The sequence below is a fragment of the Streptomyces sp. P3 genome, from assembly GCF_003032475.1.
Lineage (GTDB): Bacteria > Actinomycetota > Actinomycetes > Streptomycetales > Streptomycetaceae > Streptomyces.
In genome coordinates, this window is sequence record NZ_CP028369.1 from 5,803,226 (window position 1) to 5,827,445 (window position 24,220).

Genomic DNA, 24,220 nt, shown 5'->3' on the forward strand with positions numbered 1-24,220 from the left:
GGGGCCCGGCGTCACCTCCGTCGCGCGGAGCCCTGGCCGGACCGCCTGCCGGCGTTCCGAGGTGCGCCCTCATCGATCCCGAGGGTGACGTCGGCCCGGAAGCCGACCCGGCCCGAGGGGGGTGACATCGGCCCGGGGTCGACATCGGCCCGGGGTCGACATCGGCCCGGGGTCGACACAGGCCCGGGGTCGACACCGGCCGGGTGGTGGCGGGAGCGGGCCGGCAGGTGCGCGGGCTCGCACCGGGTCGGCTCCCGCCACGACGGGTGTTACCGCTTCAGCAGACGTACCGACAGGCCGTGCGCGGTGTACACCGGTACGGCCCGAAGGTGACCGCAGTCCAGCTCGACGCGGTCGAACTGGCCGCGCAGCACCGACGCCGCGATCACCGGCACGGTCGTCCCCGCGGCCGGCGGCCGGTCGGCGTCGAAGCGCAGCGACAGCACCGAGCCCCGGTCGAGCCGCACCCGCCCGGACACCGTCAGGGCCGGCCCGTGATGCCCGCGCAGCGTCAGATCGAGCACCGCGCCGGCCCCCTGGGCCCACGCGCCGCGCACCCGCACCGGCTCGCCCGCGCGCAGCGTGCCGCCGGTCAGCCGCACGTCTCCCTGGCCGAGGGCGCCGGCGTGCCCGGCCACGAGCACGCCCGCCTCGACGACGGTGCCGCCGTGGTAGCGGTTGTGCCCGGTCAGGGTGAGCGTGCCGGAACCGCGCTTGGTCAGACCGCCCTCGCCCGCGATGTCGTTGCGCCAGGCGTCGGCCGCCTGGAAGCCGCCCTTGGAGGCGTCCAGGGTGACCGTGACGTCGTCGTCGAAGGCGCCGTAACCGTCCGCGGCCGCGAACAGGTTGAGCCGGCCCCACTGCTCGAAGCCGTCCAGCAGCACGTACCCGGAGGGCAACGCGGTCGTGCGCAGCACCTCCCGGCGCTGGGCCGCGGTGAGGTACGGCTGCCGGGTCTCCAGCAGCACCTCCGCGCCCTTGGGCACGGTCAGGGGCTCCTTGCGGCCCTCCCTGGTGAGGACGTAGGTCAGCCGGGGCCCGACGGCGCGGGCGTTGGCCTCGCGGTCGGCGTACTCGTCGTCGGCGTCGGAGTGCGCGTAGGCGAACAGGGTGTCGGCGGTCGTGCCGGTCTTCTCGGTGAAGTAGGCCAGAGCCTGGGCGCGGGCGGCCGCCTTGAGCTCGGCGTTGGCCGGGTCGGCGAGCGTGGCGGCGGCGAGCGCGGTGGCCATGATGCGGCCGCCGATGACGTCGACGGTGGAGTGCATGCCGGACACGATCCGGGTGTGGCTCAGATACAGGGCGCGTGTCACCAGCTCCTGGAACCGCTCGGGGACGGCGTACGCGTACGCCAGCGACGCCAGGTGGAAGGCGTTGGTGTGACCGCTCGGGAATCCGCCGTCGTCCGTGGGCGAGCTGCTGCGCTGGCGCAGCAGCTGCGGCACGACGACGACCTCGGAGTCGTAGACCGGGAAGCCGAGCGCGTCGGTCTTCCCGGTGTCGACGACCTCGCTGTTCTCGTTCATGCGCCACGGCCGCGGGTACTGGAAGGCGTACTTGCTCGGGTTGCCCGAGGCGTAGTTGCCGCGCACCGTGTCGACGAGCTTGGCGACCAGCCCGAGCTCGGAGGCGTACGAACCGGCGCCGAGCGCGGAGCCGGCGGGCGCGCCGGCGGGCACGGCGTCGTCGATCTTGGTGGCGGGGATGCCGTCCGGGGCGGCGGTGATCGACGTGACGGCCTTGGCTCCGGCCCTGTACAGATCCGTCAGGGGGCCCAGGCCGGCGATCGTCGAGTAGCTCTGGTGCTGGCGGTCGTAGACGAAGGCCTCCTTGCCCTGCGCCTCCGTGCGCGCCCGGGTGACCGCGACGCAGTAGCGCACGTTGGCGCGCAGGATGTCGGGCCGCAGGGGCGTGCCGGTGTTCCAGGCGCCGCCGGTCTTCCACACCTGCGCGAAGCCGCCGAGGGCGCGGATCACCGCGTTGGTCTCGGGGGTGAGGTTGGCCATGACGTTCGTCTTGTAGTCGTCGACGAACGGGAGCGGAGCGGTCGCGGCCTTGGCGTCCGCGGGGGCCAGCCACGAGGCCAGCGTCGGGGCGGCCACCAGGGCCGCCGACCCGCCCACGGAGAACTTGAGGAAACGCCTTCTGTTCACGGCCGACGGAGAGCTGAGCCCGGCGGGTGACGGCATGGATGTGCCTTCCTGGAGTGGCCTCGGCCGAAGGGCCCGAGGGAAGGGGTCGCGACTGCGGTCCGAGGGTCTTGCGACGCCCCGTGAGCCGGGTGACGCGTCTGAGCGAAGATCTACGGCCGGGTCGTGTCGCTTTCGCGAGGCCCCGGCGACCGGTGCGTGTCCTGCGGGTGAACGTGCCGGCGGCGGCTCACAGCAGCGAGCGCGCCAGTGCCACCGCGCCCTCGACCGGCGGCACGGTGAGCGGCTGCGGCCGCGCTCCCGGCACGGCCGCGCCCAGCGCGTCGGCGAACGCCTCGTACAGGGCGGGCTGTCCGAGTACCGTGCCGCCCGCCACGACCACGTCGTCGACCGCGACCCCGCGTGCCGCGAGCCGTGCGACGAGCGACGCGAGGTCCTCGCCCGCCCGGGCGATCACCGACCGGGCGAGGGCGGAGCCGTCGGCGGCGGCCGCGAAGACGACGGGAGCGTGCCGCCCCCACTCGGCGGAGACGTCGACCGCGCTCTCCAGCGCGGCACCGAGCGCCGGGACCTCCGGCACGCCGAAGGAGGAGATCAGGCCGAGTGCGAGGGCGTCGGGGGCGTCACCCCGGTCGTGGGCGGCCCAGACGGCCCGGGCGGCCTCCCGGACGAGCCCGGCGGCGCCGCCCTCGTCGCCGAGGACCGCACCCCAGCCGCCCACCTGGACCGGGGCCCCGTCGGGAAGCCGTCCCACCGCGACCGAGCCGGTGCCGGCCACGAGGCCGACGCCCTTGTCCAGACCGGCGGCCGCAACGAGCAACTCGGCGTCGCCCACGAGGTGCGCGGGCGCGCCGAGAAGTTCCTGGAGCGCGACGCGGATCCGCGCGCACTGGAGGGGGGTCTCACAGGCGTGCGCCCCCACGGCCAGCGCGGCGGGACGCGTGCCCGCCGGCAGCGCCTCACGGAGGAGGGAGACCAGCCAGTGCGCGGCGGCCGCCGGGTCGTGCGGCTGCCAGCCGCTGCTGGCGCGCACGTGGTCGACCACGACGTGGTCGCCCGCGAGCGCGCGCAGATGCGTCTTGGTGCCGCCCACGTCGACGCCGACCACGAGGGGGCTCGAAGGGGGGGAGTCCTGCACGGATCCTCTTTCGTCGATGCGCTTGACGTGCTGCGACGGCGGGCGAACCGTGACCGAGGGAACAGGCATGGAGAAACTAGGGAAGCCCCGGGACGGGCCTCTGACGAAGCACGGCAGGCGAGTACCGTGAAGTTCGTTAGGAAGTTAACTAACGAAGTACAGTGCGTCAAGAGGAATCGCGCACTCGACCACCGCGTGGCCCGGCCGGCCACGCGGGGCGGGCACGCGCGACGTCGGTGCATCCCATCGCCGCAGCCCGCCAGGACGATCGCGTCCGGTGCGCGCGGCCCTGTACCCGTGTGGGGGAAACTGTGGAACTCGACGTGGTGGAAGCCCCCCGCCTGACCGAGAGCGCCAGCGCCGTATTCGCCGTGCTGGCCCAGGCGGGCAGTGCGACCCGGCCGCAGCTCGCGAGTCTCGCGGGACTGTCCAAGCCGACGGTGTCCTCCGCCGTGGCGGAGCTCGAGGCCGCCCGGCTCGCCGCGCACTCCGGCACCGCCTCCAGCGGCACCGGCCGCTCCGCCGCCGTCTACTGCCTCGGTCCGGCCGCGGGCGCGGTGCTGGCCGTCGATCTCGGCCCGGCCGTCACCCGCGTCAGGGGCTGCGCCCTGGACGGCGCGCTGCTCGCCGAGGCCACCGCCTCCCGCAAGGACGCCGCCGACGCCGTGCGCGAGGCGCTCGACGTGCTGCCCGACGGCGTGCCGCTGCGTTCCATCGTGGTCGCCGTCGGCGACGTGGCCGCGCGGGACCGGCTGGGCAGCGGCATGCGCCCCGCGACCGCCAAGGCCGGCCCCGCCTTCGACGCCATGGCGGTCGCGCTGCCCCCGGGCGTGCCCGTCCAGCTGGAGAACAACGTCAACTGCGCGGCGCTCGCGGAACTGCACGAGGGAGCCGCCCGGGGCCGGCACACCTTCGGCTATCTGCGGATCGGCGTGGGCATCGGTCTCGGCATCGTGGTCGGGGGACAGGTGCTGCGCGGCTCGAACGGGGCCGCGGGAGAGCTCGCGCGGCTGCCCTACCCCTGGGACGACGGCCGCGAGCCGCGCCAGGAGGCCCTGGAGGAGTACATCGGCGCACGCTCGCTGCTGCGCCGGGCCAGGGAGGCCTGGGAGGCCGCGGACGGGCCCTGTCCGCGCACCACCGAGCGACTCTTCGCCCTCGCCGGGGCGGGCACGGCCACGGCGGGCGAGATCGTCGGCCGGCACGCAGCGGACGTGGGCCGGCTCGCCGCCGCGGTGACCGCCGTACTGGACCCCGGACTCATCGTGCTCGGCGGCAGCACCGGTGCGGATCCGCAGCTCCTGCCCGGTGTGCGGGCCGAGCTGGCGCGGCTGAGCTGGCCCACCGAGGTGGTCAGCAGCACGGTCGGCGATTCCGGCACCGTCGCGGGCGCCGCACGGCTCGCGGTCGCCCGGGGAGTCCAAACCGTGACCCAGGCCGCGCGGCCCAAGGATTGACGGCTTCGGACTCGGTCTGCCAATGTCCGGACAAGCGCTTTCTAAGTCGGCCGGGACGTCGGCTTGGGTTGAGCATCCCGCCGGTACGCGAAGTACGGCAGCCGCACGAGGGCGCGCTTGTGCGACGACGGCCCTCATGGCCGGGGATCCCACCCGTCAAGGCGATGCGGCCGGGCGAGGCCGCACCCTCGGAAAGCAACTTTCCTGCAAACTGCACCCGTGCCGCCTCGTTCGGCGCCGTGCTCCGTCCCCTACGACGAAAAGGGATCGAAGATGACCAGTGTGGGTGTGCGGCGCTCCCGCCGACTCGGCCTCGGCGGCATACGCCGTCTGGTTCCCCTCGCTGCCGTGGCCACGGCAGGTGCCCTGTTGCTCTCCGCCTGCGGGTCGGACGGCGACTCGGGCGGGAACTCCAAGTCGCTGACGTTCTGGATCTCCACCGTTCCGGGGCAGGACGCCGGCTGGAAGAAGCTGGTGGCGCAGTACAAGAAGGAAGCCGGCGTCGACGTCAAGCTCGTCAACATCCCCTACGACGGCTACGCGACGAAGCTGAAGAACGCCGCGCAGGCGAACTCCCTGCCCGACGTGGCGGCCGTGCCGGCGCTGGACCCGATCTGGTCGGGCAAGCTGATCGACCTCGGCTCCATCGCCAACAACAAGACCAACAAGATCAACGCCAACTTCATCGCCAAGGACTCGTCGGGGAAGGTGCTGGCCATCCCCTCGGACGTCACCGCGTCCGGCCTGTACATCAACAAGTCGCTGTTCGAGAGGGCCGGCGTCGCCTTCCCGACCTCGCCGCAGAAGACCTGGACCTGGGACGACTTCATCAAGGCGGCGAACACGGTCCGCGAGAAGACCAACGCCAAGTACTCCCTGACCTTCGACCAGTCGCCGTCCCGGCTCCGCGCCATGGTGTACGAGATGGGCGGGAAGTACGTCCACGCGGACGACTCCGGGAAGTTCTCGGCGGACGAGGCCACCAAGAAGGCCGTGAACTACTTCGTCGGACTGAACGACGACAAGACCATGCCGAAGTCGGTGTGGACCAGCGGCGCCGACCCGTCGGCCATGTTCCAGAGCGGTGACGTGGTCGCCTACTGGTCCGGCGTGTGGCAGGTCGCCTCCTTCGCGGAGAGCATCAAGAAGTTCGAGTGGGCGAGCGTCCCGACCCCCGCCCAGCCGGTTCAGGCCTCCGACGTCAACAGCGGCGGCCTGATGGTGGGCTTCAACAACAACGGCGCCGCGGCCACCGCCGCGACGAAGTTCATGTCCTGGCTGTACGAGCCGGACCACTACCGCACGCTGTGCGAGACCTCCGGGTTCCTGCCGGTCGAGAGCGGTCTGAACCCCAAGTACCCCTTCACCTCCGAGGCGGCGCAGGCGGCGTTCAAGCTGTACAACGAGGAGATCCCGCTCTACGCCCCGATCTCCGGCTACTTCAACGGCGCGCAGACGAACTGGGTGCTGAAGGGCAAGAGCCTGACCGAGGACCCGACCAAGACGGAGCTCGGCAAGGCGATCAACGGGCAGCAGTCGGCGGACAAGGCCCTCGAGAACATCGTGGCCGGCTACAACCAGCAGGTCGGCGGCGGATCGTAGGCCACAGGGCCGGGCGGCGGTGTCCCGACACCGCCGCCCGGCCCCGCACGCGCACGTGATGCCGGGCTCACGGGGTGAGCCCACGGCAATCCCATCCACCAGCACGGAGTCAGGAAGATGACAAAACGCGCCTCGGACGTGTCCGTGAGCCCGCCCAGGAGACGCAGCACCTACGTCCTCGCGCCGCTCGTCCTCATCGCGGCCAATGTCGTGCTCTTCTCGCTGTTCTTCGTGTGGCCGGCGGTGATCGGGCTCGTCTACTCGTTCACGAACTACACGGGCGTGGGGGCGTTCCAGTTCGTCGGGCTGGACAACTACCACAACCTGGTAGGGGACTCCACCTTCTACGACGCGCTGACCCGGACGCTGCTGTACGCCGTGCTCTTCGTCCCGCTGAACTTCGGGCTCTCGCTGCTCGCCGCCAACCTGGTGGTGAACAAACACGCCAAGGGCGCGTCGGTGGCCCGCGTCATCTTCTTCATCCCGTGGCTGCTGTCTCCCATCGTCGTGGGCGTCCTGTGGCGGTGGCTGTTCGGCGAGAACTTCGGACTCGTCAACTACGTCATCGAGCAGCTCGGCGGCAGTGCCGTCCCGTGGCAGTCGAACGCGGACCTGTCGCTCATCGTGGTGGTCATGGCGGCGTCCTGGGCCTGGACGGGCTTCTCGATGCTGCTGTTCATCGCGGCGATCAAGAACGTGCCGGTGTCGTACTACGAGGCGGCCGCGCTCGACGGCGCCGGTCCGTGGCGCCAGTTCATCAGCATCACGCTGCCGAGCATCGCGCCCACCTCGTTCATCGTCATCCTGCTCAACACGATCAACGCGATGAAGGAATACCCGGTGTTCGTCGCCCTCAACAACGGCGGCCCCGGCACCTCGAACAACCTGCTCGTCCAGTACATCTACGAGACCGGCTTCAAACGGGGCCAGATCGGCTACGCGAGCGCCGCGTCGTTCGTGCTCATGCTCATCCTGATGGCCGTCGCGATCATCCAGCTGATCGTCAACCGGCGGGTGGAGAACCGATGACAACCACAGACATCCCACGCCCGGTCGACGCCGGTTCCGGACGGACCGTCTCCAAGAAGCGGTCCCGCGACGCGGGCGGCGGCGGACTCCGGCGGGCGGTGCCCGCGACGACACTGCTGTGGATCCTGGCGTGCCTGTACGGGCTGCCGGTGCTGTGGTTCATCCTCAGCTCCCTCAAGCCGGCCAGCGACCTCTTCTCCTATCCGCTGACGCTGGTTCCGCACAACCCCACCCTGTCGGGGTTCAAGGCGGCGTGGGAGAGCGCCAACTTCTCCCAGTACTTCATCAACACGGCCATCGTGTGCGTGATCACGACGATCCTCACGGTGGGCGTCAGCTGTTGCACCGGGTACGCGCTGGCCAAGTACGACAACCGGTGGCTCAAGGCGTTCTTCCTCTGCATCCTGGCCACCACGATGCTGCCGTCGGAGGTCATGCTCGCCCCCGAGTTCCTGGTGGTCCGCAACCTCGGCCTCTACAACTCCTTCGCCGGCATCATCCTCCCGGCCGTGCTCACCGCGACCGGATGCTTCATGTTCCGCCAGTTCTTCCTGACGGTTCCCGACGAACTCGTGGAAGCCGCACGCATCGACGGCGCGCGCGAACTGTCGATCTTCCTGCGGATCATGATGCCGCTCTCCCGGCCCATCATGCTGACCCTCGCCATCCTGTCGTTCCAGTGGCGGTGGAACGACTACATCTGGCCGCTGCTGATGCTGAACGACCCCAACAAGTTCACCGTGCAGATCGGCATCCAGAGCATCGTCGGCGCGCAGAACATCAACTGGTCGGTGCTGCTCGGTGCCTCGGTGATCTCCATGATCCCCCTGATCCTCGTCTTCCTCGTCTTCCAGCGCTACGTCATGGGCGCCGACATCAACGCCGGACTGAAGGACTGACCGTGCCCACCCCGCTCGACCACGAGTTCGTCCGCGCGGTGGCCCGCGCCGCCGACCGGGAGGCCGCCCCGGTGGCGGCCCGCCCCGACGAGGAACCCGCCGGCCTGCCCCACCGCGCGCTGGCCCGCCGGGTGAAGACCCTGATCGCGGCATACCGTTCCCCGGACTCGGCCCTGCACGGCAGTGGCCGGGCCGTCGCCGCCGCGACGACCCATCTGCGCGCCCTGCGGGCCGCGCAGACATCCACCGGCCTCTTCGCCGGCGGCGACAACGTGCAGTCACCGCCGGACTCCGCCTTCACCGTCAACGACGTATGCGACGCGCACGTCCTCGCCGCCGACGCGGGGCCCGAACTGGGCGAGGTCGCGGCCGTGCTCGCCGAGATCGCCGGCGCGGCCTGCGGCAGTCTCCTGACCGGCGGGATCCACACCCCGAACCACCGCTGGGAGCTGTGCGCGGCACTGGCCAGACTGCACCGCTCGTTCCCCGACGGCCGGCTGCTCGACCGCGTCGAGGAATGGCTCGCCGAGGGCGTCGACATCGACGCGGAGGGCCTGTACTCGGAACGGAGCGCCAACTACGCGGCCCATGTGTCCAACCCGTCGCTGCTGCTGCTGGCCGGCGTCCTCGGCCGCGCCGACCTGCTGGACGCCGTCGAACGCAATCTCACCGCCACCCTGGACCTCATCAGGCCGGACGGCACGGTGGAGACCGTCCACTCGAGACGGCAGGACCAGTACCATCCGTTCCCGCTGGCGCCCTACCTGCCCCACTACCGGCTGCTCGCGGTCCGCACCGGCCGCGGCGACTTCGCCCGCGCGGCGCGGCAGGCGGCCGCCGGCGGCATCGACGACCCCGACCTGCTCGCCGAGACCCTCCTCACCCCGGACCTGTGCCGCGCACTGCCCGCACCGGCCGCGGAGAAGCTGCCCCGCGACCGGTACGTCACCACCGCGCGCCTGGCCACACACGCCTCGGCCACCGCGCACACGGTGGTGTACGGCGGCTCCGACGTGCCGGAACACCGGCGCATCCGCTCGGGCCTCGCCTGCAATCCCACCTTCCTGCGGCTGTTCGCCGGCGACGCCGTCCTCGACGCGGTCCGCCTCTCGCGCGGCTTCTTCGACCTGGGCCCGTTCCGCGCCGCCGACATGCGAAAGCTCGCCGACAACCGTTACCTGCTCACCGAAACCCTCACGGCCGCCTACTACCAGCCGCTCCCGAAGGACCGGCGGCGCGACGACGGCGCCTACCGGATGGCGGACGAGGGCCGCTTCTCGGCCGCCATGTCCTTCGCGGACCGGCCCCGGGACGAGGTCTCGCACACGACCCGCGTCGAGGCCGACCTGCGGGAGGACGGCGCCGACCTGCGCATCGACATCAGCGGACCGCGGGTGCCCTGGGCGCTCGAACTGACCTTCCGGCCGGGCGGCGTGACGCAGGGCGGCCAACCGATCGGTGACGGACGCCGGTGCCTGACCACGGAGCCGATCACCTACCGGGTCGGGGACGACGAGATCCGGGTCGAGGCCGTGGTCGAGGCGGGCGAGCCGCTCGCCGGGCCGGACCGGAGCGACGTCCTGCGGTACGACCCCGGCCAGGACCACACCGTGGTGGGCGGCACCGACGCGACGACCGGGAACCGCGTCTGCCTCGGTGGACTCGGCCCGCACACCCTGACCCTCGCACTGCGCGCCGGCCGGCCCGCACCGGCCGTGTGACGGGACGCCTGCCCTCGCCGCTCGTCCGAGGACCGGACGACGTCCCACGGCGCGCCCCCGGTGCGCTGACGCCTACGCCGGGCGCGGCAGGCAACCGGGTCCGGTCCTCAGACAGGCAGCCCGAGCAGTCCCCAGCCGCGCCGCGCCGCCTCGTCGACCACCACCGCCCACTCGCGCAGCAGCACCGTGAACGCGTCGAAGTCCGCGATCGACCCGCCGGGGCGTGCCGCGTGCCGGCCGTACTCCGTGCGCAGACCCTCCAGCAGGGGCTGTGCGCGGGCCCAGTGGGCGGCGAGCCCGGCCACCCGGACGGGCGGGCCGACGAGGAGCAGGCGCATGCCCCACGCAGTGCCGTCCGAGGGGAGGAGGCCGGCCCCCGGCATGTCGTCCTCGTCCCGGACCAGGGGGAGGAGGAAGCCGTCCAGGGCGTCCCGCAGCGCCGGGTCGGCGAACCCGCGGGCGGCGTCCCAGCCCTCGCCCGCCCAGAAGTGCGGTGCGTAGGACCCGGTGGTGCTGTGGAACTCGTAGCGGCCGCACCAGGGCACCTTCGGCGAGGCGGGGAACACCCAGCCGACCTCGGGCGCGCCGTCCGGGTCCGGCCCCTGGGGGCACGCAGCCTCGGCGAGCAGCTCCTGCCGCCCGGCCGCCGGGGTCCGCTCCAGCCGATCCCAGTCCAGCGCGAGCACGGTGAGGTCAAGCCCCATCCGGCCCTCCCACCCGCACCACCAGGTCGGCCCGGTCCCGCGTCGTCGCCACCAGCTCGGCGTTGAGCCGGTCGCTCCGGCGCACCCAGGCCACCGCCTCCTCGTGCCCCTTGCCGAACTCCTCGTGCCGGGCGACCAGCCGGCGGACGCGTTCGTCCTCGTCCGTCTCGCAGAACCACACCTCGTCCAGCGCGGCCCGCACCCGTGCCCACGCCCCCGTGCCGAGGAGCAGGTAGTTCCCCTCGGTGACGACCAGCCGCACCTGCGGCGGGACGGGCACGGACCCCGCGATCGGCTGCTCCAGCACCCGCTCGAAGCCCGGCGCGTACACGACGTCCCCGCCGTCCGTCTCCTCCCGCAGCCGACGCAGCAGAGCCGCGTAACCGGCCGCGTCGAAGGTGTCCGGCGCACCCTTGCGGTCCCGTCGGCCGAGGCGGTCCAGCTCGACGTCGGCGAGGTGGAAGCCGTCCATCGGGACCTGTGCGGCCCACGGCTCCCCCGCGCCGTTCAGCTCCCGTACCAGGCGCTCGGCGAGAGTCGTCTTGCCCGCGCCTGGACTGCCGGCGATGCCGAGCAGGGTGCGCCGGCCGCCGTCCCCGGCGAGGGAGCGGGCCCGCCGGACCAGATCGTCGAAAGTGAGCACACAGCAGAGTGTCGCAGTCTCCTGGCAGGAGACCCGCAAGGAGAGGAGGACGCCCGTGTCCGACGACGAGACGCAGATCCGCACCCTGATCACCCGCTGGGCCGACGCCGTCCACCGGGGCGACCTCGACACGGTCGTCGACCACCACGCGGAGGACCTGGTGATGTACGACGTGCCCGCGCCCCACGAGGGCATCCGGGGTCTTGCCGCCTACCGGGCCGCCTAGCCGCCGTTCTTCGCCTGGCAGGCCCAGGGCGCCCGCTTCGACATCGACACCCTCGACGTCACCGCCGGTCACGACGTCGCCTACGCCCACGCGCTGCTGCGCTGCGGCACGCCCGAGGAGCTCGCGGACTTCCCCGGCCTGCGGTTGCGGCTCACCTTCGGACTGCGCAAGGAGCGCGGCCGCTGGCTGATCGCGCACGAGCACCACTCCTTCCCCCATGACTGACCGACCGGGCGGCGTCACGGAATCATGTGGCGAGAGGATGTGGCGCGCGCCACACCGTTGGGAGAGGCGTTGTGGGGGAACCGGGCTTGTATGACGACGACGCTCGGTCTTCCCGACGACATCCAGGCCTGCCTCTTCGACCTCGACGGGGTCGTCACCCGTACGGCGGTGGTGCACGCGGCCGCCTGGAAGGAGACCTTCGACGCGTTCCTGCACGCGCGCGAGGGCACGGACTACCGGCCGTTCGACTCCGCCGGCGACTACGACGAGTACGTCGACGGCCGGCCCCGCGCCGACGGCGTCCGCACCTTCCTCGCCTCCCGGGGCATCGAACTGCCCGAGGGCGACCCCGCCGACCCGCCCGACGCGCAGACCGTCCACGGACTCGGCAACCGCAAGAACGAGCTGCTCCTCGAGCGGATCCGCACCGAGGGCGTCGAGCCGTACGACGGCACTGTGCGCTATGTCGAGGCGGTACGCGCGCGTGGCCTGCGCACGGCGATCGTCTCCTCCAGCGCCAACACCCGCGACGTGCTGCGCTCCATCCACGCCGAGCACCTCTTCGACGTCCGCGTCGACGGCGTCGTGGCGGCTGAGCGGGGCCTGCCCGGCAAGCCGCGCCCCGACACCTTCCTGGCAGCCGCCCGCGACCTGGGCGTCGAGCCCGCCCACGCGGCCGTCTTCGAGGACGCGCTGGCCGGCATGGACGCGGGCCGCGCCGGGAACTTCGGGCACGTCGTCGGCGTTGACCGGGTCGGACAGACCGACGCGCTGTACGCGCACGGCGCCGACGTCGTCGTCAAGGATCTGGACGACCTCATCGGGCAGGAAGGGGACGCGTGATCACCGACCGGTCCTACACCGTCGAGCCGTGGTGCGTGCGCGAGACGCAGCTCAACCTGGACGTCCTGGCCCAGAGCGAGTCCGTGTTCGCGCTCTCCAACGGCCACGTCGGCTGGCGCGGCAACCTCGACGAGGGCGAGCCGCACGGCCTGCCCGGCGCCTACCTGAACGGCGTGCACGAACTGCACCCCCTGCCCTACGCCGAGGCGGGCTACGGCTACCCCGAATCCGGGCAGACGGTCATCAACATCACCAACGGCAAGATCCTGCGGCTGCTGGTCGACGACGAGCCCTTCGACCTGCGCTACGGCCGGCTCGTCGCGCACGAGCGCGTGCTCGACCTGCGGCGCGGCGTGCTGGAGCGCACCTGCGAGTGGACCTCGCCGGCCGGCTCCACGGTCAGGGTGCGCTCGACCCGGCTGGTGTCGCTCGCCCAGCGGGCCGTCGCCGCCGTCGCCTACGAGGTGGAGGCCGTCGGCAGCCGCTCCCGGGTGGTGATCCAGTCCGAGCTGGTCACCAACGAGAGCCTGCCCGACCCCGACGGCGACCCGCGCACGGCCCGCGCCCTGAAGTCGCCGCTGGAACCCGAGGAGGACGTCGCGGTGGGCCGCCGGCTGCGGCTGGTCCACCGCACGAAGCGCAGCGGGCTGCGCGTCGCCGTGGCCGCCGACCACGAGGTGAGCGGCCCCGAGCGGACCACCCTCAGCAGCGAGAGCAACGTCGACGTGGCCCGGCTGACCATCACCTCCGTGCTGGAGCCCGGCCAGCGGCTGCGGGTGGAGAAGCTCGTCGCCCACGGCTGGTCCGGGGTCCGCTCCCGGCCCGCGATGAGCGATCAGGTGGAGGCCGCCCTCGCCGCGGCCGGGCACAGCGGATGGGAGGGCCTCCTCGAAGAACAGCGCGCCTACCTGGACGACTTCTGGACCCGCGCGGACGTCGAGGTGGACGGCGACGAGGAGATCCAGCAGGCCGTCCGCTTCGCCCTCTTCCACGTCCTGCAGGCCGGCGCCCGCGCCGAGCAGCGCGCCATCCCCGCCAAGGGGCTGACCGGCTCCGGCTACGACGGCCACGCCTTCTGGGACACCGAGACGTTCGTGCTGCCCCTGCTCACCTATACCGCGCCCGTGGCGGTCGCCGAGGCCCTGCGCTGGCGGCAGAACACCCTCCCCGCGGCCCGGGAGCGCGCGGCCCAGCTCGGTCTGCGCGGCGCGGCCTTCCCCTGGCGGACCATCGAGGGGTCCGAGGGCTCGGCCTACTGGCCGGCCGGGACGGCGGCCTTCCACGTCAACGCCGACATCGCCGACGCCGTGGTGCGGTACGTGGAGGCCACCGGCGACCGCGACTTCGAACGGAGCACCGGCGTCGAGCTGCTGACCGAGACGGCCCGGCTGTGGCGGGCGCTCGGCCACCACGACGCGCACGGCCACTTTCACATCGACGGGGTGACCGGCCCCGACGAGTACAGCGCGGTCGCCGACGACAACGTGTACACCAACCTCATGGCCAGGGCGAACCTCCTCGCCGCCGCGGAGGCCGTCGAACGCCATCCGCAGGAGGCCGCCCGGCTGGGCGTCGACGACGAGGAGAGCGCGGCCTGGCGGGACGCGGCCGAGGCGATGTCCGTGCCCTACAACCACGATCTCGGCGTCCACGAACAGCACGCCGGCTTCACCCGCTACCAGCACTGGGACTTCGACGGCACCCGCCCCGACCAGTACCCCCTGCTCCTGCACTTCCCCTACTTCGACCTCTACCGCAAGCAGGTGGTCAAGCAGGCGGACCTCGTCCTGGCGATGTACACCTGCGACGGCCACTTCGACGACGAACAGCTCGCCCGCAACTTCGCCTACTACGAGCCGCTGACCGTCCGCGACTCCTCGCTGTCCGCCTGCTGCCAGGCGGTCGTCGCCGCCCGGGCCGGACATCTGCGGCTGGCCTACGAGTACACGGCGGAGGCCGCGCTGATGGACCTGGCCGACCTCGAGCACAACACCCGGGACGGACTGCACATCGCGTCCCTGGCCGGCACCTGGACGGCCCTGGTCGCCGGGTTCGGCGGGCTGCGCAGGGACGCGGACAGCCTGCGGTTCGCGCCCCGGCTGCCGGAGCGGTTCAGCCGCCTCGCCTTCAGCGTGCAGGTGCTCGGCCGCTGCCTGCGGGTGGAGATCGGACCGGAGAAGACCGCGTACACCCTGCTGTCCGGGGCGCCGCTGACGATCCGCCACCACGGGGAGCCCGTCCACGTGAACGGAGACGGTCCCGTCGTGCGCCCCGCGCCGCCGGTCCCGGCCCGTCCGACGCCCCGCCAGCCGACGCACCGGGGCCCCAACTTCCGCTGACGGCAGTACGCTTCCGCAGGCGACGGGGACCCGCGCCCCACCCTCAGTCGCGCACTCCGTGGTCCTTGCGGTACTTGACGATCTGCTGTGCCGGGTCGCCCGTGCAGGACCACGGTGTGCGCGTCGCCCGGCGGCCGAGTCCGGCCAGGAGCGGGGCCGCCACATCGCGGACCCGCGCCGCGCACGCCGCGTGGGCCAGGTGGTTGACGTCGCGCAGCTCACCCGGGGCGACGGCGCCCTCCCCGCGGCCGGCGAACCAGCGTTCCCAGGTGCGGCGGACGTCGCTGACCGCACCGTCGTTGTTCCAGTGCTGGGCGAGGGCCACCGAGGCGGAAGGGCCGTGCGCGGTGTCGAGGGAGTGGCGGAACTCCTCCACGCGCGCGTACTGCACCAGCACCGGCAGCGGGCAGCCCGGCGGAGCCACCCCCGCAGCGTCCCGGGCGAAGTCGTACATCAGCCCGTGCGAGCCGTGCCAGCGGGCGGAGTAGTAGTGCAGGACCTGGAGGTGCCCCTCCATGCTGTAAGGGTCGCGCTGGTGCAACTCGTCCCACCAGCGCGCCAGTTCCTGCCGTCGAACCCCGGCCGGGTAGAGGCGGGCGACCGAGATCAGTGAGGTCCACGGCGTCGGGTCGTCCAGATAGGCCTCGGTCGCGGCCAGACACGCCAGGACCGCGGCGTCGACCCGGGTCTGGTCGATCGGCGCGCCCCGGCCCGCGGAGATGGCCAGGCTGAACGCCCGGGCCGTCTCCGTGGCCGCGCGCAGCACCAGCGCGTCGGCACTGTGCGGCTCGGCGGCCAGCCAGGTCTCCACCGTGGAACTGCTCGCGCAGGCCTGCGCGAGCGTCCGCATCCGGTGACCGCGGGCGAGCCAGTCGGGCCCGGTCGACCGCAGCAGTTCCCGCACACCCTGCCAGCGTCCGATGACGATGTCGTGCTTGACGGAGGAAAGAGGGGCGTCCCCGCAGTCGGGGTCGAAATCGGGAGCGAAGCGGTCCCGCGCCATCACGTTCCTTCTCAGAAGTCGGTGGAGAGGCCCTCGTGGACGACCGCTCGCCCGTCCGGGCGCCCGTCGGGCACATAGTCGGTCTCGACGGTCCGCGCGGCGTCCAGCCGGGCGGGCCGGTAGTACTCACTGCCCTGCCGCCAGTACCAGAGCATCGGCACGAGACCCACGGCGAGGCCGCCGATGCCGATGACGATGGCGGTGGGCGCCAGTTCGCCGAGCGACTCCACGAACACCCAGAACATGAACACGGAACCGAGCAGCGGCCACAGCCCGCCGAGGACGAAGTCGGACGGCGAACTCAGCAGGGTCTTGCGGTACGCGACGACGGCCGCCAGACCCGCGAGGCCGTAGTAGACGGCGATCTGCAGGCCGATCGCCGAGATCGCGTCGGCGAGGATGTCGCCCACCGAGCCCAGCGCGTTGGAGGCGACGAACAGCACCAGCGCCACCGCGCCCACCACCACGATCGCCACCCAGGGCGTGTTCCAGGTGCGGTGCACCCGGCCCAGCGCCGACGGCATCGTGCGGTCGCGGCCCATCGCGAACAGTGAGCGCGTCACCTGGATGAGGGTCGTCTCCAACGTGGCGACCGTGGACAGCATCACGGCCACGATCAGCAGCTTGCCGCCCCAGCCCGGCCACACCTCTTCCCCCAGCGCGGCCAGCACGTTCGCGCCGTTGTCGTCGATCTGCTGCGAGCTCAGGACGATGTTCACCGCCACGGTGAAGACCTCGAAGAGGAGGAAGACGACGCCCACGCCGATCAGTCCCGCCAGACCTGTCGTACGGCGGCTGTTGCGGGTCTCCTCGCTGAGGTTGCTGGTGACGTCCCAGCCCCAGTAGTAGAACGCGGCGACCAGCGCGCCGGCGGCGAAGCCGGAGACCCCGTCGAAGTGGCCGAAGCCGAACCAGGACCAGTCGAACGGCAGGGAGTTGTCCGAGTGGAACAGGCAGAGCACCGCGAACAGCGCCAGGATCGTCAGCTCGACCCCTGACATGATCAGCTGTGCGCGCACGGTGAGCCGGGCCCCGCCCAGCACCACCGCCAGCATCACCAGGAACCAGGCGGCGCCCACCACGGTCGACAGCGCGGTGTTCGCGGCGAGGTCCTCGTCGAACAGGGCGAGCGTCATCGACCCGGCCGGCAGTGACCCCGCCACCATGAAGATGGTCGCCGAGATCACCAGCGCCCAGCCGCTGATGAAGCCGAGGAAGGGGTGGAGCGTGCGCCCCACCCAGGAGTAACTGGCGCCCGCGTTGACGTCGATCCGGCTGAGCCGGCTGAACGCGAGCGCGATGCCCAGCATGGGTATCGCGCAGTACAGCAGGGCCGCCGGGCCGGCCAGGCCCACGGCGCCCGCCAGGACCGCCGTGGTGGCGGCGATGGAGTAGGCGGGAGCACTGCCCGCGACCGCCATCACCACCGTGTCGAAGGTGCTCAGCACATTCGCCTGAAGCCCTCTGCCGGTGCTGTTGCTCATGGTTGGCGCTGCTTTCGTCGTGCACGCCGGAGGAGGGAAGGGTCCGGCGGTGAATGGGGGGTGAGGGTGGGACCGTGGAGCTGTGTGGAGCACCGCCGCGCGAGAGGGATGGCCTCGGGAACGTCGGCGGGGAGGGGCGCGCAAGGACACTGTTTCAGCACTGCGTCGGCGGACGGTTACACCGAGTGTGCGAGTGACTATAGCCGCAACTCTTGAGCTTTCAAGATTGACGGGTGGGTAATCTTCGCGGCCGCCCGTGCAGGTGGCATGTGTCGCGATTGGACCGGGCCGCACGGGAAACGCGGACGGGGAGAACAGCAGGCCGGCCAGTGAGGAGGCACCCCATGAGCACGGAGTCCGAGGCGAGGGGCGACGACGTCTACCAGCCCACCGGATCCGGCGAGGAGCAGGAGGACGGGGCTCCGCTCGACCTTCAGGACGCCGTCGACGAACGCACCTACGACGACGCACTCGACGAGGGTTACTCCCCGCCGGAGAAACCGCTCGGCGTCACCAAGTACGGCACCACCGCGGCCGAGCAGCACGACGGAGAGAGTCTCGACCAGCGCCTCGCCCAGGAGGTCCCGGACGTGTCCGCGCCGGCCGGGGACGGCGTCGGCGACCTGCCCGACGGAGAGGGCGAGCCGGTCGACCCCGAGGCGGGCGACCGTCGCGCGGGCCGTCTCGTGGCCCCCGACGAGGGCGCCCACCCGGACGCCGTCAAGGAGGAGATCGCCGAGGACGTGGGCATCGACGGCGGGGCGGCGGCCGCCGAGGAGGCCGCCGTCCACATCGTGGAGGAGTAGGCCGGCCCGCCGGGGGAGCGGGGAGCGCGGCCCCCGGTCAGTCGTCCGTCCGCTCCAACTGCCGCAGCCGGTTGGAGGCGTCGAGGGTGGCGACCTTCCACGACTCCGCCGGCGTCGGGTGGTTGAACACCGCGTCGACCGGATGGTCCACGGTCCCGCAGCAGCCCGTCACCGTCTGCCCCCGGGGAAGGGGCGGCGCAAGAGGTGCGGCGCAGGCGTCGGCGGGGGTTCTAGGGGAGTTCTAGGGGAGCACCTTCTCGATCGCGCCGGGGCCCTCCTCGTCGAGCTTGCGCCGGGCCCACGCGAGGTTGCGCGGGGTGAGGTCGCGGCCGGTGGCGAGGACCATGTCCTCCGGCGAGACCTCGGTGCCGGTGCGGGTGTGGAGCAGGCTGTCCGGGGTGGTGCGGTCCGGCGAGGGCCGGGCGGCGCCGGGCTGTGACGTCGGCATGATGTCTGCTCCTCGCGTCCGAAGGAATGTACTAACACCATTCATCCTGTGGCCGCGCCCCGCAATCCCGATCATCCCCGTCCGAGATGCCGCGGTGATCGGGCTGGCGTCTAATGGGCGGTGTCGGGGCGACCCAACCACTGTGCGGTGATGCCGCACGGCATGGAAGGCCCAGCTCATGGAACCCACCACTGCCGGGAAACCCCAACGGGGGGGACTGCGCAGACTCGGCGCCTGGTGCGCCCGTCACTACCTCGTCGTGATCATCGCCTGGCTGGTGGCCCTGGTCACCCTCCAGGTGATCGACCGAGCCGTCGGAGGCACCTTCGAGGACAACTTCGCGCTCTCGGACACACAGTCCCAGAAGGGCCTCGACGTCCTCCAGGAGCACGATCCGCAGGCCGGCGGGTACAGCGCGCAGATCGTGATGCACGACGACGGGCAGGCGCTGAGCGCGCTGAGCTCGCAGATGTCCACCACGGTCGGCGACCTGCAGAAGCTGCCCCATGTCCTGTCGGTGCAGAACCCCCTCTCGCAGAGCCCCACCAAGGTCGGCCCGGTGTCGAGCGACGGGAAGACGGGCTACATCACCATCCGCTTCGACCAGCAGCCCAACACCCTCGGCGACGCCTACCTGAACGGCGTGGACCAGGCCGTTCAGCCGCTGCGGGCCGCCGGCGCCGACGTCGAGTACGGCGGCTCGCTCGGCGAACTGGCCCGTCCCAAGGCCAACGACTTCGTCAGCGAGGCGATCGGCTTCGCGGTGGCCGTCGTGGTCCTGCTCGTCGGCTTCGGCAGCGTCCTCGCGGCCGGACTTCCCCTGATCACCGCGCTGATCGCCGTGGTGGGCGGACTCGCCGTCCTCGGGCTGCTGGCCGCCGCGTTCACCTTCGCCACCGTCTCCCCGACCCTCGCCACCATGATCGGGCTGGGCGTGGGGATCGACTACGCGCTGTTCCTGATCACCCGGCACCGGCAGAGCCTGATCGACGGCGCCGATCCGGCCGAGGCCGCCGGACACGCCGCCGCCACCAGCGGCCGCGCCGTCCTCGTCTCCGGCACCACCGTGATCATCGCGCTGGCCGGCCTGTACGCGTCCGGGGTGTCCTTCATCGGCAAACTCGGCGTCGCCGCGGCCGTCACCGTCGTCTCCGCCGTGATCGGGGCCCTCACGCTCGTGCCCGCCATGCTCGGGCTCATCGGCCGGCACATCGACCGATGGCATGTGCGCAGACCCGTCGCCGAGACCGACGCCGAACCCGGCGCCACCCCGCACGGCACCTGGCACCGGTACGCCAAACGTGTCGAGCGCAGGCCCTGGCAGTACCTCGGGGGAGGGGTAGCCGTCATCGCGATCCTCGCCATCCCCGTCTTCTCCATCCAGCTGGGCCACATCGGCGACGGCGCCGACCCGACGTCCTTCACCGACCGGCGCGCCTACGACCTGATGACCGACGCCTTCGGGCCCGGCTCCAACGGTCCCCTGACGATCGTCGTGGACCAGACATCCGTCCCCTCCGACAAGCGCTCCGACCTGCAGTCCCAGGCGCAGAAGACGCTGAACGCCGTACCGGACGCGGCCACCGTCACCCCGCTGACGCCCACCCAGGACGGCGACGTCCTGATCGGCACCGTCTACTCGACCCGGGCGCCGCAGGACGCCGTCACCACCGGCCTGACCAACCGGCTCAAGGACACCACCCTGCCCGACGCGGTCTCCGGCTACGACGCCAAGGGCTATGTCACCGGCACCACAGCCGCCCAGGTCGACTTCCGTGACATCGTCGCCAGCCGCCTCCCGCTGATCATCTGCGTGGTCGTCGGCCTCGCCTTCCTGATCATCCTCGCCGTGTTCCGCGGACTGCTCGTCGCCGTCAAGGCCGCCGTCCTCAACGTCCTGTCCATCACGGCCTCCTACGGCGTCGTCGTCGCCGTCTTCCAGTGGGGCTGGGGCGGGCCCGCGCTGGGCGTCAACGGGGACGTGCCCATCGAGAGCTATGTGCCGATGATGATGTTCGCGATCATCTTCGGGCTCAGCATGGACTACGAGATCTTCCTGCTGTCCCGGGTGCACGAGGCCTGGCTGCGCACCGGGAACGCCAAGGACTCCGTCGCCCACGCCCTGGAGATCACCGCCCGCGTCATCACCTGCGCGGCTCTGATCATGGTGAGCGTGTTCGCGGCGTTCATCATCAGCGACAACATCGTCGTCAAGATGCTGGGCCTGGGACTCGCCGTCAGCGTGCTGATCGACGCGACCGTGGTGCGGCTGCTCATGGTTCCCGCCGTGATGACCCTGCTGGGGTCGCACGCCTGGTGGACGCCGCGGTGGCTGGACCGGATCCTGCCGCACATCGACGCCGAGGGCGACGCGGAGACCCTCAGCGCGCCGCCGCCGTCGGGGCGAGGACCAGCATCGTGACGTCGTCGCGGACGTCGGGGCAGTGGCGCAGCACGTCCGTCCAGACCCGGCCGGCCGTCGTCGCCGGGTCGGCGCCGGACGCGAGCACGGGCAGCCGGTCCAGGAGCGGGTAGAACACCCCGGCGGAGTCCCTCGCCTCCGAGACGCCGTCGGAGGCGAGGAAGAGCCGGTCGCCGGGGCGCAGCGGCAGGGCGCAGGCGGTGACCGGGGCGCCCTCCGGCAGGCCCAGCCCCAGCGGCGTCCACGGCACGACGTCCACCTCGGTGACCGTGCCGTCGCGCAGCAGCAGGGGCGGCGGATGCCCGCAGGCGACGACACGCACGGCGTCCACGTCCGGGGTGAACTCCACCAGCACCGCCGTCGCGAACAGTTCGGCGTGCGCGACCCGCGCCGAGTCCACCACCAGCCTGCGGTCCAGACGGGCCGCCACCGACTCCAGGTCCGGCTGGTCGAGCACCGCCTCCCGGAACGCCCCGAGGAGCGAGGACACCGTCGCCACCGCCGCCAGCCCGTGCCCCTGCACGTCCCCCAGGACCGCCCGCACCCCGTGGGCGCTCTCGCGCACGTCGAAGAAGTCCCCGCCCACCAGTGTTCCGCGTTGCGCCGCCCGGTACAGACCGGCGCAGCGCACCGGCCCGACCCGTTCGGGCACCGGCGGCGCCACGGCGCGCTGAGCCGCCTGCGCGATGGTGCGCTCGGTGTCCAGCTGGACGTCCCGGCGGCGGCGAACGAACGCCACGAACACGCTCAGGGCCGCGACCGAGAACACCGTCAGCACGTCGGTCTGCCCAGGCCGGTCGAGCTGGAACGCGGGCACGTCGAGCATGACGACCACGACCGCGCCGAGCACCGCGGTCACCGCCGGACCGTAGGACAAGACCGCCAGCGGCGGGATCGCGCCCAGCAGGAAGCCGATGTCCAGCGGGCTGGGACTGACCAGTGTGGCGACGCAGACGCCCGCCACGAGCAGTAGCGGCAGCGCCCGCACCCAGCGAGGCGGTGGCGCGCCCCGAAGCCAGCCCCGCCGTTCGCCCTCGTGTGCTCCCACACCCCCCACGCTCCCCCTCGGCCCCGGCCGGCGCACGCCGGGAAATCCGCTGGACGCCGGCGCGGGCGAGGCGTGGTTCCGTTGGTCCGGCGAACCGTTCGAGGGGACGTGAGTGGGCGTGCCGCGCCCGCCGGCAGGGTCTCGGCGTCCGCGAGGATCTCGGTGACGCGCAGGTCGTGGGCGGCGTCGCAGGGGTCGGGGCGCGCGTCGCGGGCCGCGCCGAGCAGGGCGACCGCGGCCCGGGGGAGCGCCCTGCCAGGTCAGGCGGCCCGGGCCTCCGACGGCCGGACGTGTTCGGCAGCGGCAGCGGCGGTGTCGGAGTTCGGGACGTCGGACACCGGGACCTCGGGCGAGGGGGTGCCGGGTGCCGGGGCAGCGGCCGCCGGGGCGTCGGACGCGCCGCCGCGGATCAGGCGCAGCCGGCGTCGGGGCGAGGCGTGACGCCGGTGGGCCGGAGCCGGGGCGAGCAGGCGTGTCTCGACCCGGTCCATCACCGCAAGCAGGACGGACAGCAGCGGCAGGAGCAGTACGGCGACCCAGAGCACGGTTCCCTCCTCGGCAGGCGACAACCTGGCGAGTGCTCCGATTCGGGCCGCTGATGCGTGCCGGGACGCCGTCAGTGGCGAAACCGCGCGTCGAAACCCGTGAGCAGGGCGTCCACCTGCGCCAGGCCGCTCTCCGCGGAGATCTCCCGCAGCGACTGCACCGGCCGGATCACGGCGAACGTGACACGGCCCCCGTCGATCAGGGCGCCGTACACCGCGGGCCGCGGCAGGCTGTTGTACGCCCAGTGCGCCGAGAAGTAGTAGCCGCCGGTGTCGTGGAGCACCACCACGTCCCCCTCGGCGAGCGCGGGCAGCGGCCGGTCGTGCGCCACCACGTCCCCCGCGAAGCAGAGCGGCCCGGCGACGTCCTGTCGCACGAGCGGCGTCCGTTTGGGCAGGCCGTCCGGGCCGAACGCGGAGATCCGCAGCGGCCAGGCGTCCGGCATCAGGACGGTCCTGGTGGCGACCTGGCCGCCCGCGTGGGTGAGCGCGACCCGGCGCCCGCCGGCCTCCTTGACGTACTCCACGACGGCCGCGGTGAACCCGTTCTTGGCGATCAGGGACCGGCCGAACTCCGTGACCACCTGGTAGCGGCCGTCCAGCAGCGCCGGCTCCGCGGCGGTGAGCGCGGCCACGTAGTCGGCGTAGGTGGGGGTGACCGTGTCGTCGGCGAAGTTCACCGGCAGCCCGCCGCCCAGGTCGACACTGGTCACCTGGAGGCGGCCGACGCGGTCGTCGATCTCCTCGGCGAGCCGGTGCGTCTCGGCGAGACCTTCGGCGATCAACGGCAGCGGGCAGCCCTGCGAGCCCACGTGCGCGTGCAGCCGGGTCAGCCAGGGTCGCCGCGCGAACGCCTCGACGACCCTGGCCCGCGCCCCGGGGTCGCGCAGCGCCACGCCGAACTTCGAGGTCGCGGTCGCCGTGCTCATCGCGCCGATGGACCCGCCGCCGACCTGCGGATTGACCCGCAGGCCCAGCACGGACGGACAGTCGGCGGGGCGCAGGGCGTCGATCCGGCCGAGTTCGTCGAGGTTGTCCGCGTTCAGCGCGACGCCCAGGGAGAGGGCCTCGCGGATCTCCTCGCGTGTCTTGGCGGGCGAGTCCAGCACGATGCGCCCCGGCGCGAACCCCGCGTCCAGGGCGAGCCGCAGCTCGCCCGGACTGGCCACCTCGCAGCCCATGCCCGCGTCGGCCAGCAGGCGCAGCACCGGCACCAGCGGGCAGGCCTTGGCGGCGAAGGTGTGCAGGACGTCCGGCGTGCGGGCGAACGCCTCGTGCAGCGCGGCGACGCTGCTCCGCACACCCCGCACGTCCACGAAGCCGGCGACCGGCCGGCCCTCGCCGATCAGCCCGTCCACGACGGCCCGGCGGACGGTGAGCGCGACGGAGGTGACGTCGGTCTGCTGGTTCTCGGTGGGCCTCGGCACGTCTGCGGTCTCCTTCGGGCGGGGCGGTCTGGAGGGGGTCGGGCGGGGCCGGGCGGCGGGTGGG

The 24,220-nt window shown here is 72.5% G+C and carries 19 protein-coding genes and 3 pseudogenes; 10 read left to right on the forward strand and 12 right to left on the reverse strand.

Annotated elements, in window-relative coordinates:
- Positions 1-269: 269 nt before the first annotated feature.
- Together C6376_RS25720 and C6376_RS25725 are read right to left on the reverse strand one after the other, a co-directional pair.
- The gene (locus C6376_RS25720; protein WP_107445606.1) at positions 270-2,186 is read right to left on the reverse strand and encodes a phosphatase PAP2 family protein; all 1,917 of its coding nucleotides are present in this window, start codon (positions 2,184-2,186) and stop codon (positions 270-272) included.
- A 190-nt stretch (positions 2,187-2,376) separates the two neighbouring features.
- A complete protein-coding gene (locus C6376_RS25725) occupies positions 2,377-3,285 on the reverse strand; it encodes an N-acetylglucosamine kinase (RefSeq protein WP_107445607.1) in 909 nt (302 codons plus the stop codon).
- Between the two features lie 311 nt (positions 3,286-3,596).
- Between C6376_RS25725 and C6376_RS25730 the strand changes: the two genes are divergently transcribed.
- The 5 genes from C6376_RS25730 to C6376_RS25750 all read left to right on the forward strand — a co-directional run bounded on the left by C6376_RS25730 (position 3,597) and on the right by C6376_RS25750 (position 9,993).
- Positions 3,597-4,742, forward strand: a complete 1,146-nt coding sequence (locus C6376_RS25730; protein WP_107445608.1) for an ROK family protein — start codon at positions 3,597-3,599, stop codon at positions 4,740-4,742.
- 273 nt (positions 4,743-5,015) lie between these two features.
- Positions 5,016-6,344 carry an ABC transporter substrate-binding protein gene (locus C6376_RS25735; RefSeq protein WP_107445609.1) on the forward strand — a complete coding sequence of 443 codons (1,329 nt, stop codon included), beginning with the start codon at positions 5,016-5,018 and terminating at the stop codon, positions 6,342-6,344.
- 117 nt (positions 6,345-6,461) lie between these two features.
- The gene (locus C6376_RS25740) at positions 6,462-7,373 is read left to right on the forward strand and encodes a carbohydrate ABC transporter permease (RefSeq protein ID WP_107445610.1); all 912 of its coding nucleotides are present in this window, start codon (positions 6,462-6,464) and stop codon (positions 7,371-7,373) included.
- Positions 7,370-8,272, forward strand: a complete 903-nt coding sequence (locus tag C6376_RS25745; RefSeq protein WP_107445611.1) for a carbohydrate ABC transporter permease — start codon at positions 7,370-7,372, stop codon at positions 8,270-8,272. Before C6376_RS25740 ends, C6376_RS25745 begins: the two co-directional genes overlap by 4 nt.
- Positions 8,273-8,274: 2 nt before the next feature.
- A complete protein-coding gene (locus tag C6376_RS25750; protein ID WP_107445612.1) occupies positions 8,275-9,993 on the forward strand; it encodes a hypothetical protein in 1,719 nt (572 codons plus the stop codon).
- Positions 9,994-10,100: 107 nt separating this feature from the next.
- Here C6376_RS25750 and C6376_RS25755 read toward each other — a convergent pair whose 3' ends face one another.
- Both C6376_RS25755 and C6376_RS25760 read right to left on the reverse strand, forming a co-directional pair.
- Positions 10,101-10,697, reverse strand: coding sequence for a hypothetical protein (locus C6376_RS25755; RefSeq protein WP_107445613.1), 597 nt, complete (start codon positions 10,695-10,697; stop codon positions 10,101-10,103).
- Positions 10,687-11,340 (reverse strand): nucleoside/nucleotide kinase family protein, encoded by a 654-nt coding sequence (locus tag C6376_RS25760; RefSeq protein WP_107445614.1) that lies wholly within the window; start codon positions 11,338-11,340, stop codon positions 10,687-10,689. The genes C6376_RS25755 and C6376_RS25760 overlap by 11 nt, the downstream gene beginning before the upstream one ends.
- A gap of 55 nt (positions 11,341-11,395) precedes the next feature.
- On the opposite strand from C6376_RS25760, the pseudogene C6376_RS25765 reads away from it, so the two are divergent.
- The 3 genes and pseudogenes from C6376_RS25765 (at position 11,396) to C6376_RS25775 (ending at position 14,973) form a co-directional block, all read left to right on the forward strand.
- Positions 11,396-11,791: pseudogene (locus tag C6376_RS25765) on the forward strand (nuclear transport factor 2 family protein).
- Between the two features lie 90 nt (positions 11,792-11,881).
- Positions 11,882-12,634 (forward strand): HAD family phosphatase, encoded by a 753-nt coding sequence (locus tag C6376_RS25770; protein WP_107445615.1) that lies wholly within the window; start codon positions 11,882-11,884, stop codon positions 12,632-12,634.
- Complete coding sequence (locus tag C6376_RS25775) at positions 12,631-14,973, forward strand: glycoside hydrolase family 65 protein (RefSeq protein ID WP_107445616.1); 2,343 nt, start codon at positions 12,631-12,633, stop codon at positions 14,971-14,973. Before C6376_RS25770 ends, C6376_RS25775 begins: the two co-directional genes overlap by 4 nt.
- A gap of 43 nt (positions 14,974-15,016) precedes the next feature.
- Here C6376_RS25775 and C6376_RS25780 read toward each other — a convergent pair whose 3' ends face one another.
- Both C6376_RS25780 and C6376_RS25785 read right to left on the reverse strand, forming a co-directional pair.
- A complete protein-coding gene (locus C6376_RS25780) occupies positions 15,017-15,976 on the reverse strand; it encodes a hypothetical protein (RefSeq protein ID WP_107445617.1) in 960 nt (319 codons plus the stop codon).
- Between the two features lie 11 nt (positions 15,977-15,987).
- Positions 15,988-17,460: an APC family permease gene (locus C6376_RS25785; protein WP_107445618.1), complete on the reverse strand. Its 1,473-nt coding sequence runs from the start codon at positions 17,458-17,460 to the stop codon at positions 15,988-15,990.
- A gap of 344 nt (positions 17,461-17,804) precedes the next feature.
- On the opposite strand from C6376_RS25785, the gene C6376_RS25790 reads away from it, so the two are divergent.
- Positions 17,805-18,266 carry a DUF5709 domain-containing protein gene (locus C6376_RS25790; protein ID WP_107445619.1) on the forward strand — a complete coding sequence of 154 codons (462 nt, stop codon included), beginning with the start codon at positions 17,805-17,807 and terminating at the stop codon, positions 18,264-18,266.
- A 37-nt stretch (positions 18,267-18,303) separates the two neighbouring features.
- On the opposite strand, the pseudogene C6376_RS25795 reads toward C6376_RS25790, so the two are convergent.
- Positions 18,304-18,447, reverse strand: a pseudogene (locus C6376_RS25795) (Si-specific NAD(P)(+) transhydrogenase); the annotation flags it as partial.
- 60 nt (positions 18,448-18,507) lie between these two features.
- Positions 18,508-18,714: a hypothetical protein gene (locus tag C6376_RS25800; protein WP_057581840.1), complete on the reverse strand. Its 207-nt coding sequence runs from the start codon at positions 18,712-18,714 to the stop codon at positions 18,508-18,510.
- A 178-nt stretch (positions 18,715-18,892) separates the two neighbouring features.
- Here C6376_RS25800 and C6376_RS25805 point away from each other — a divergent pair, with 178 nt between their 5' ends.
- Complete coding sequence (locus tag C6376_RS25805) at positions 18,893-21,136, forward strand: MMPL family transporter (RefSeq protein WP_107445620.1); 2,244 nt, start codon at positions 18,893-18,895, stop codon at positions 21,134-21,136.
- Here C6376_RS25805 and C6376_RS25810 read toward each other — a convergent pair.
- The 4 genes and pseudogenes from C6376_RS25810 to C6376_RS25825 form a co-directional block, all read right to left on the reverse strand.
- The gene (locus C6376_RS25810) at positions 21,096-22,184 is read right to left on the reverse strand and encodes a PP2C family protein-serine/threonine phosphatase (protein ID WP_107445621.1); all 1,089 of its coding nucleotides are present in this window, start codon (positions 22,182-22,184) and stop codon (positions 21,096-21,098) included. The two genes, C6376_RS25805 and C6376_RS25810, sit on opposite strands and share 41 nt — an antisense overlap.
- Before the next feature lie 134 nt (positions 22,185-22,318).
- Positions 22,319-22,435, reverse strand: a pseudogene (locus C6376_RS45435) (gfo/Idh/MocA family oxidoreductase); the annotation flags it as partial.
- Positions 22,436-22,444: 9 nt separating this feature from the next.
- Positions 22,445-22,729 (reverse strand): hypothetical protein, encoded by a 285-nt coding sequence (locus C6376_RS25820; RefSeq protein WP_107445622.1) that lies wholly within the window; start codon positions 22,727-22,729, stop codon positions 22,445-22,447.
- Positions 22,730-22,800: 71 nt separating this feature from the next.
- Entirely contained in the window at positions 22,801-24,156 is a 1,356-nt protein-coding gene (locus tag C6376_RS25825) for a diaminopimelate decarboxylase (RefSeq protein WP_107445623.1), read from the reverse strand.
- Positions 24,157-24,220 lie beyond the last annotated feature (64 nt).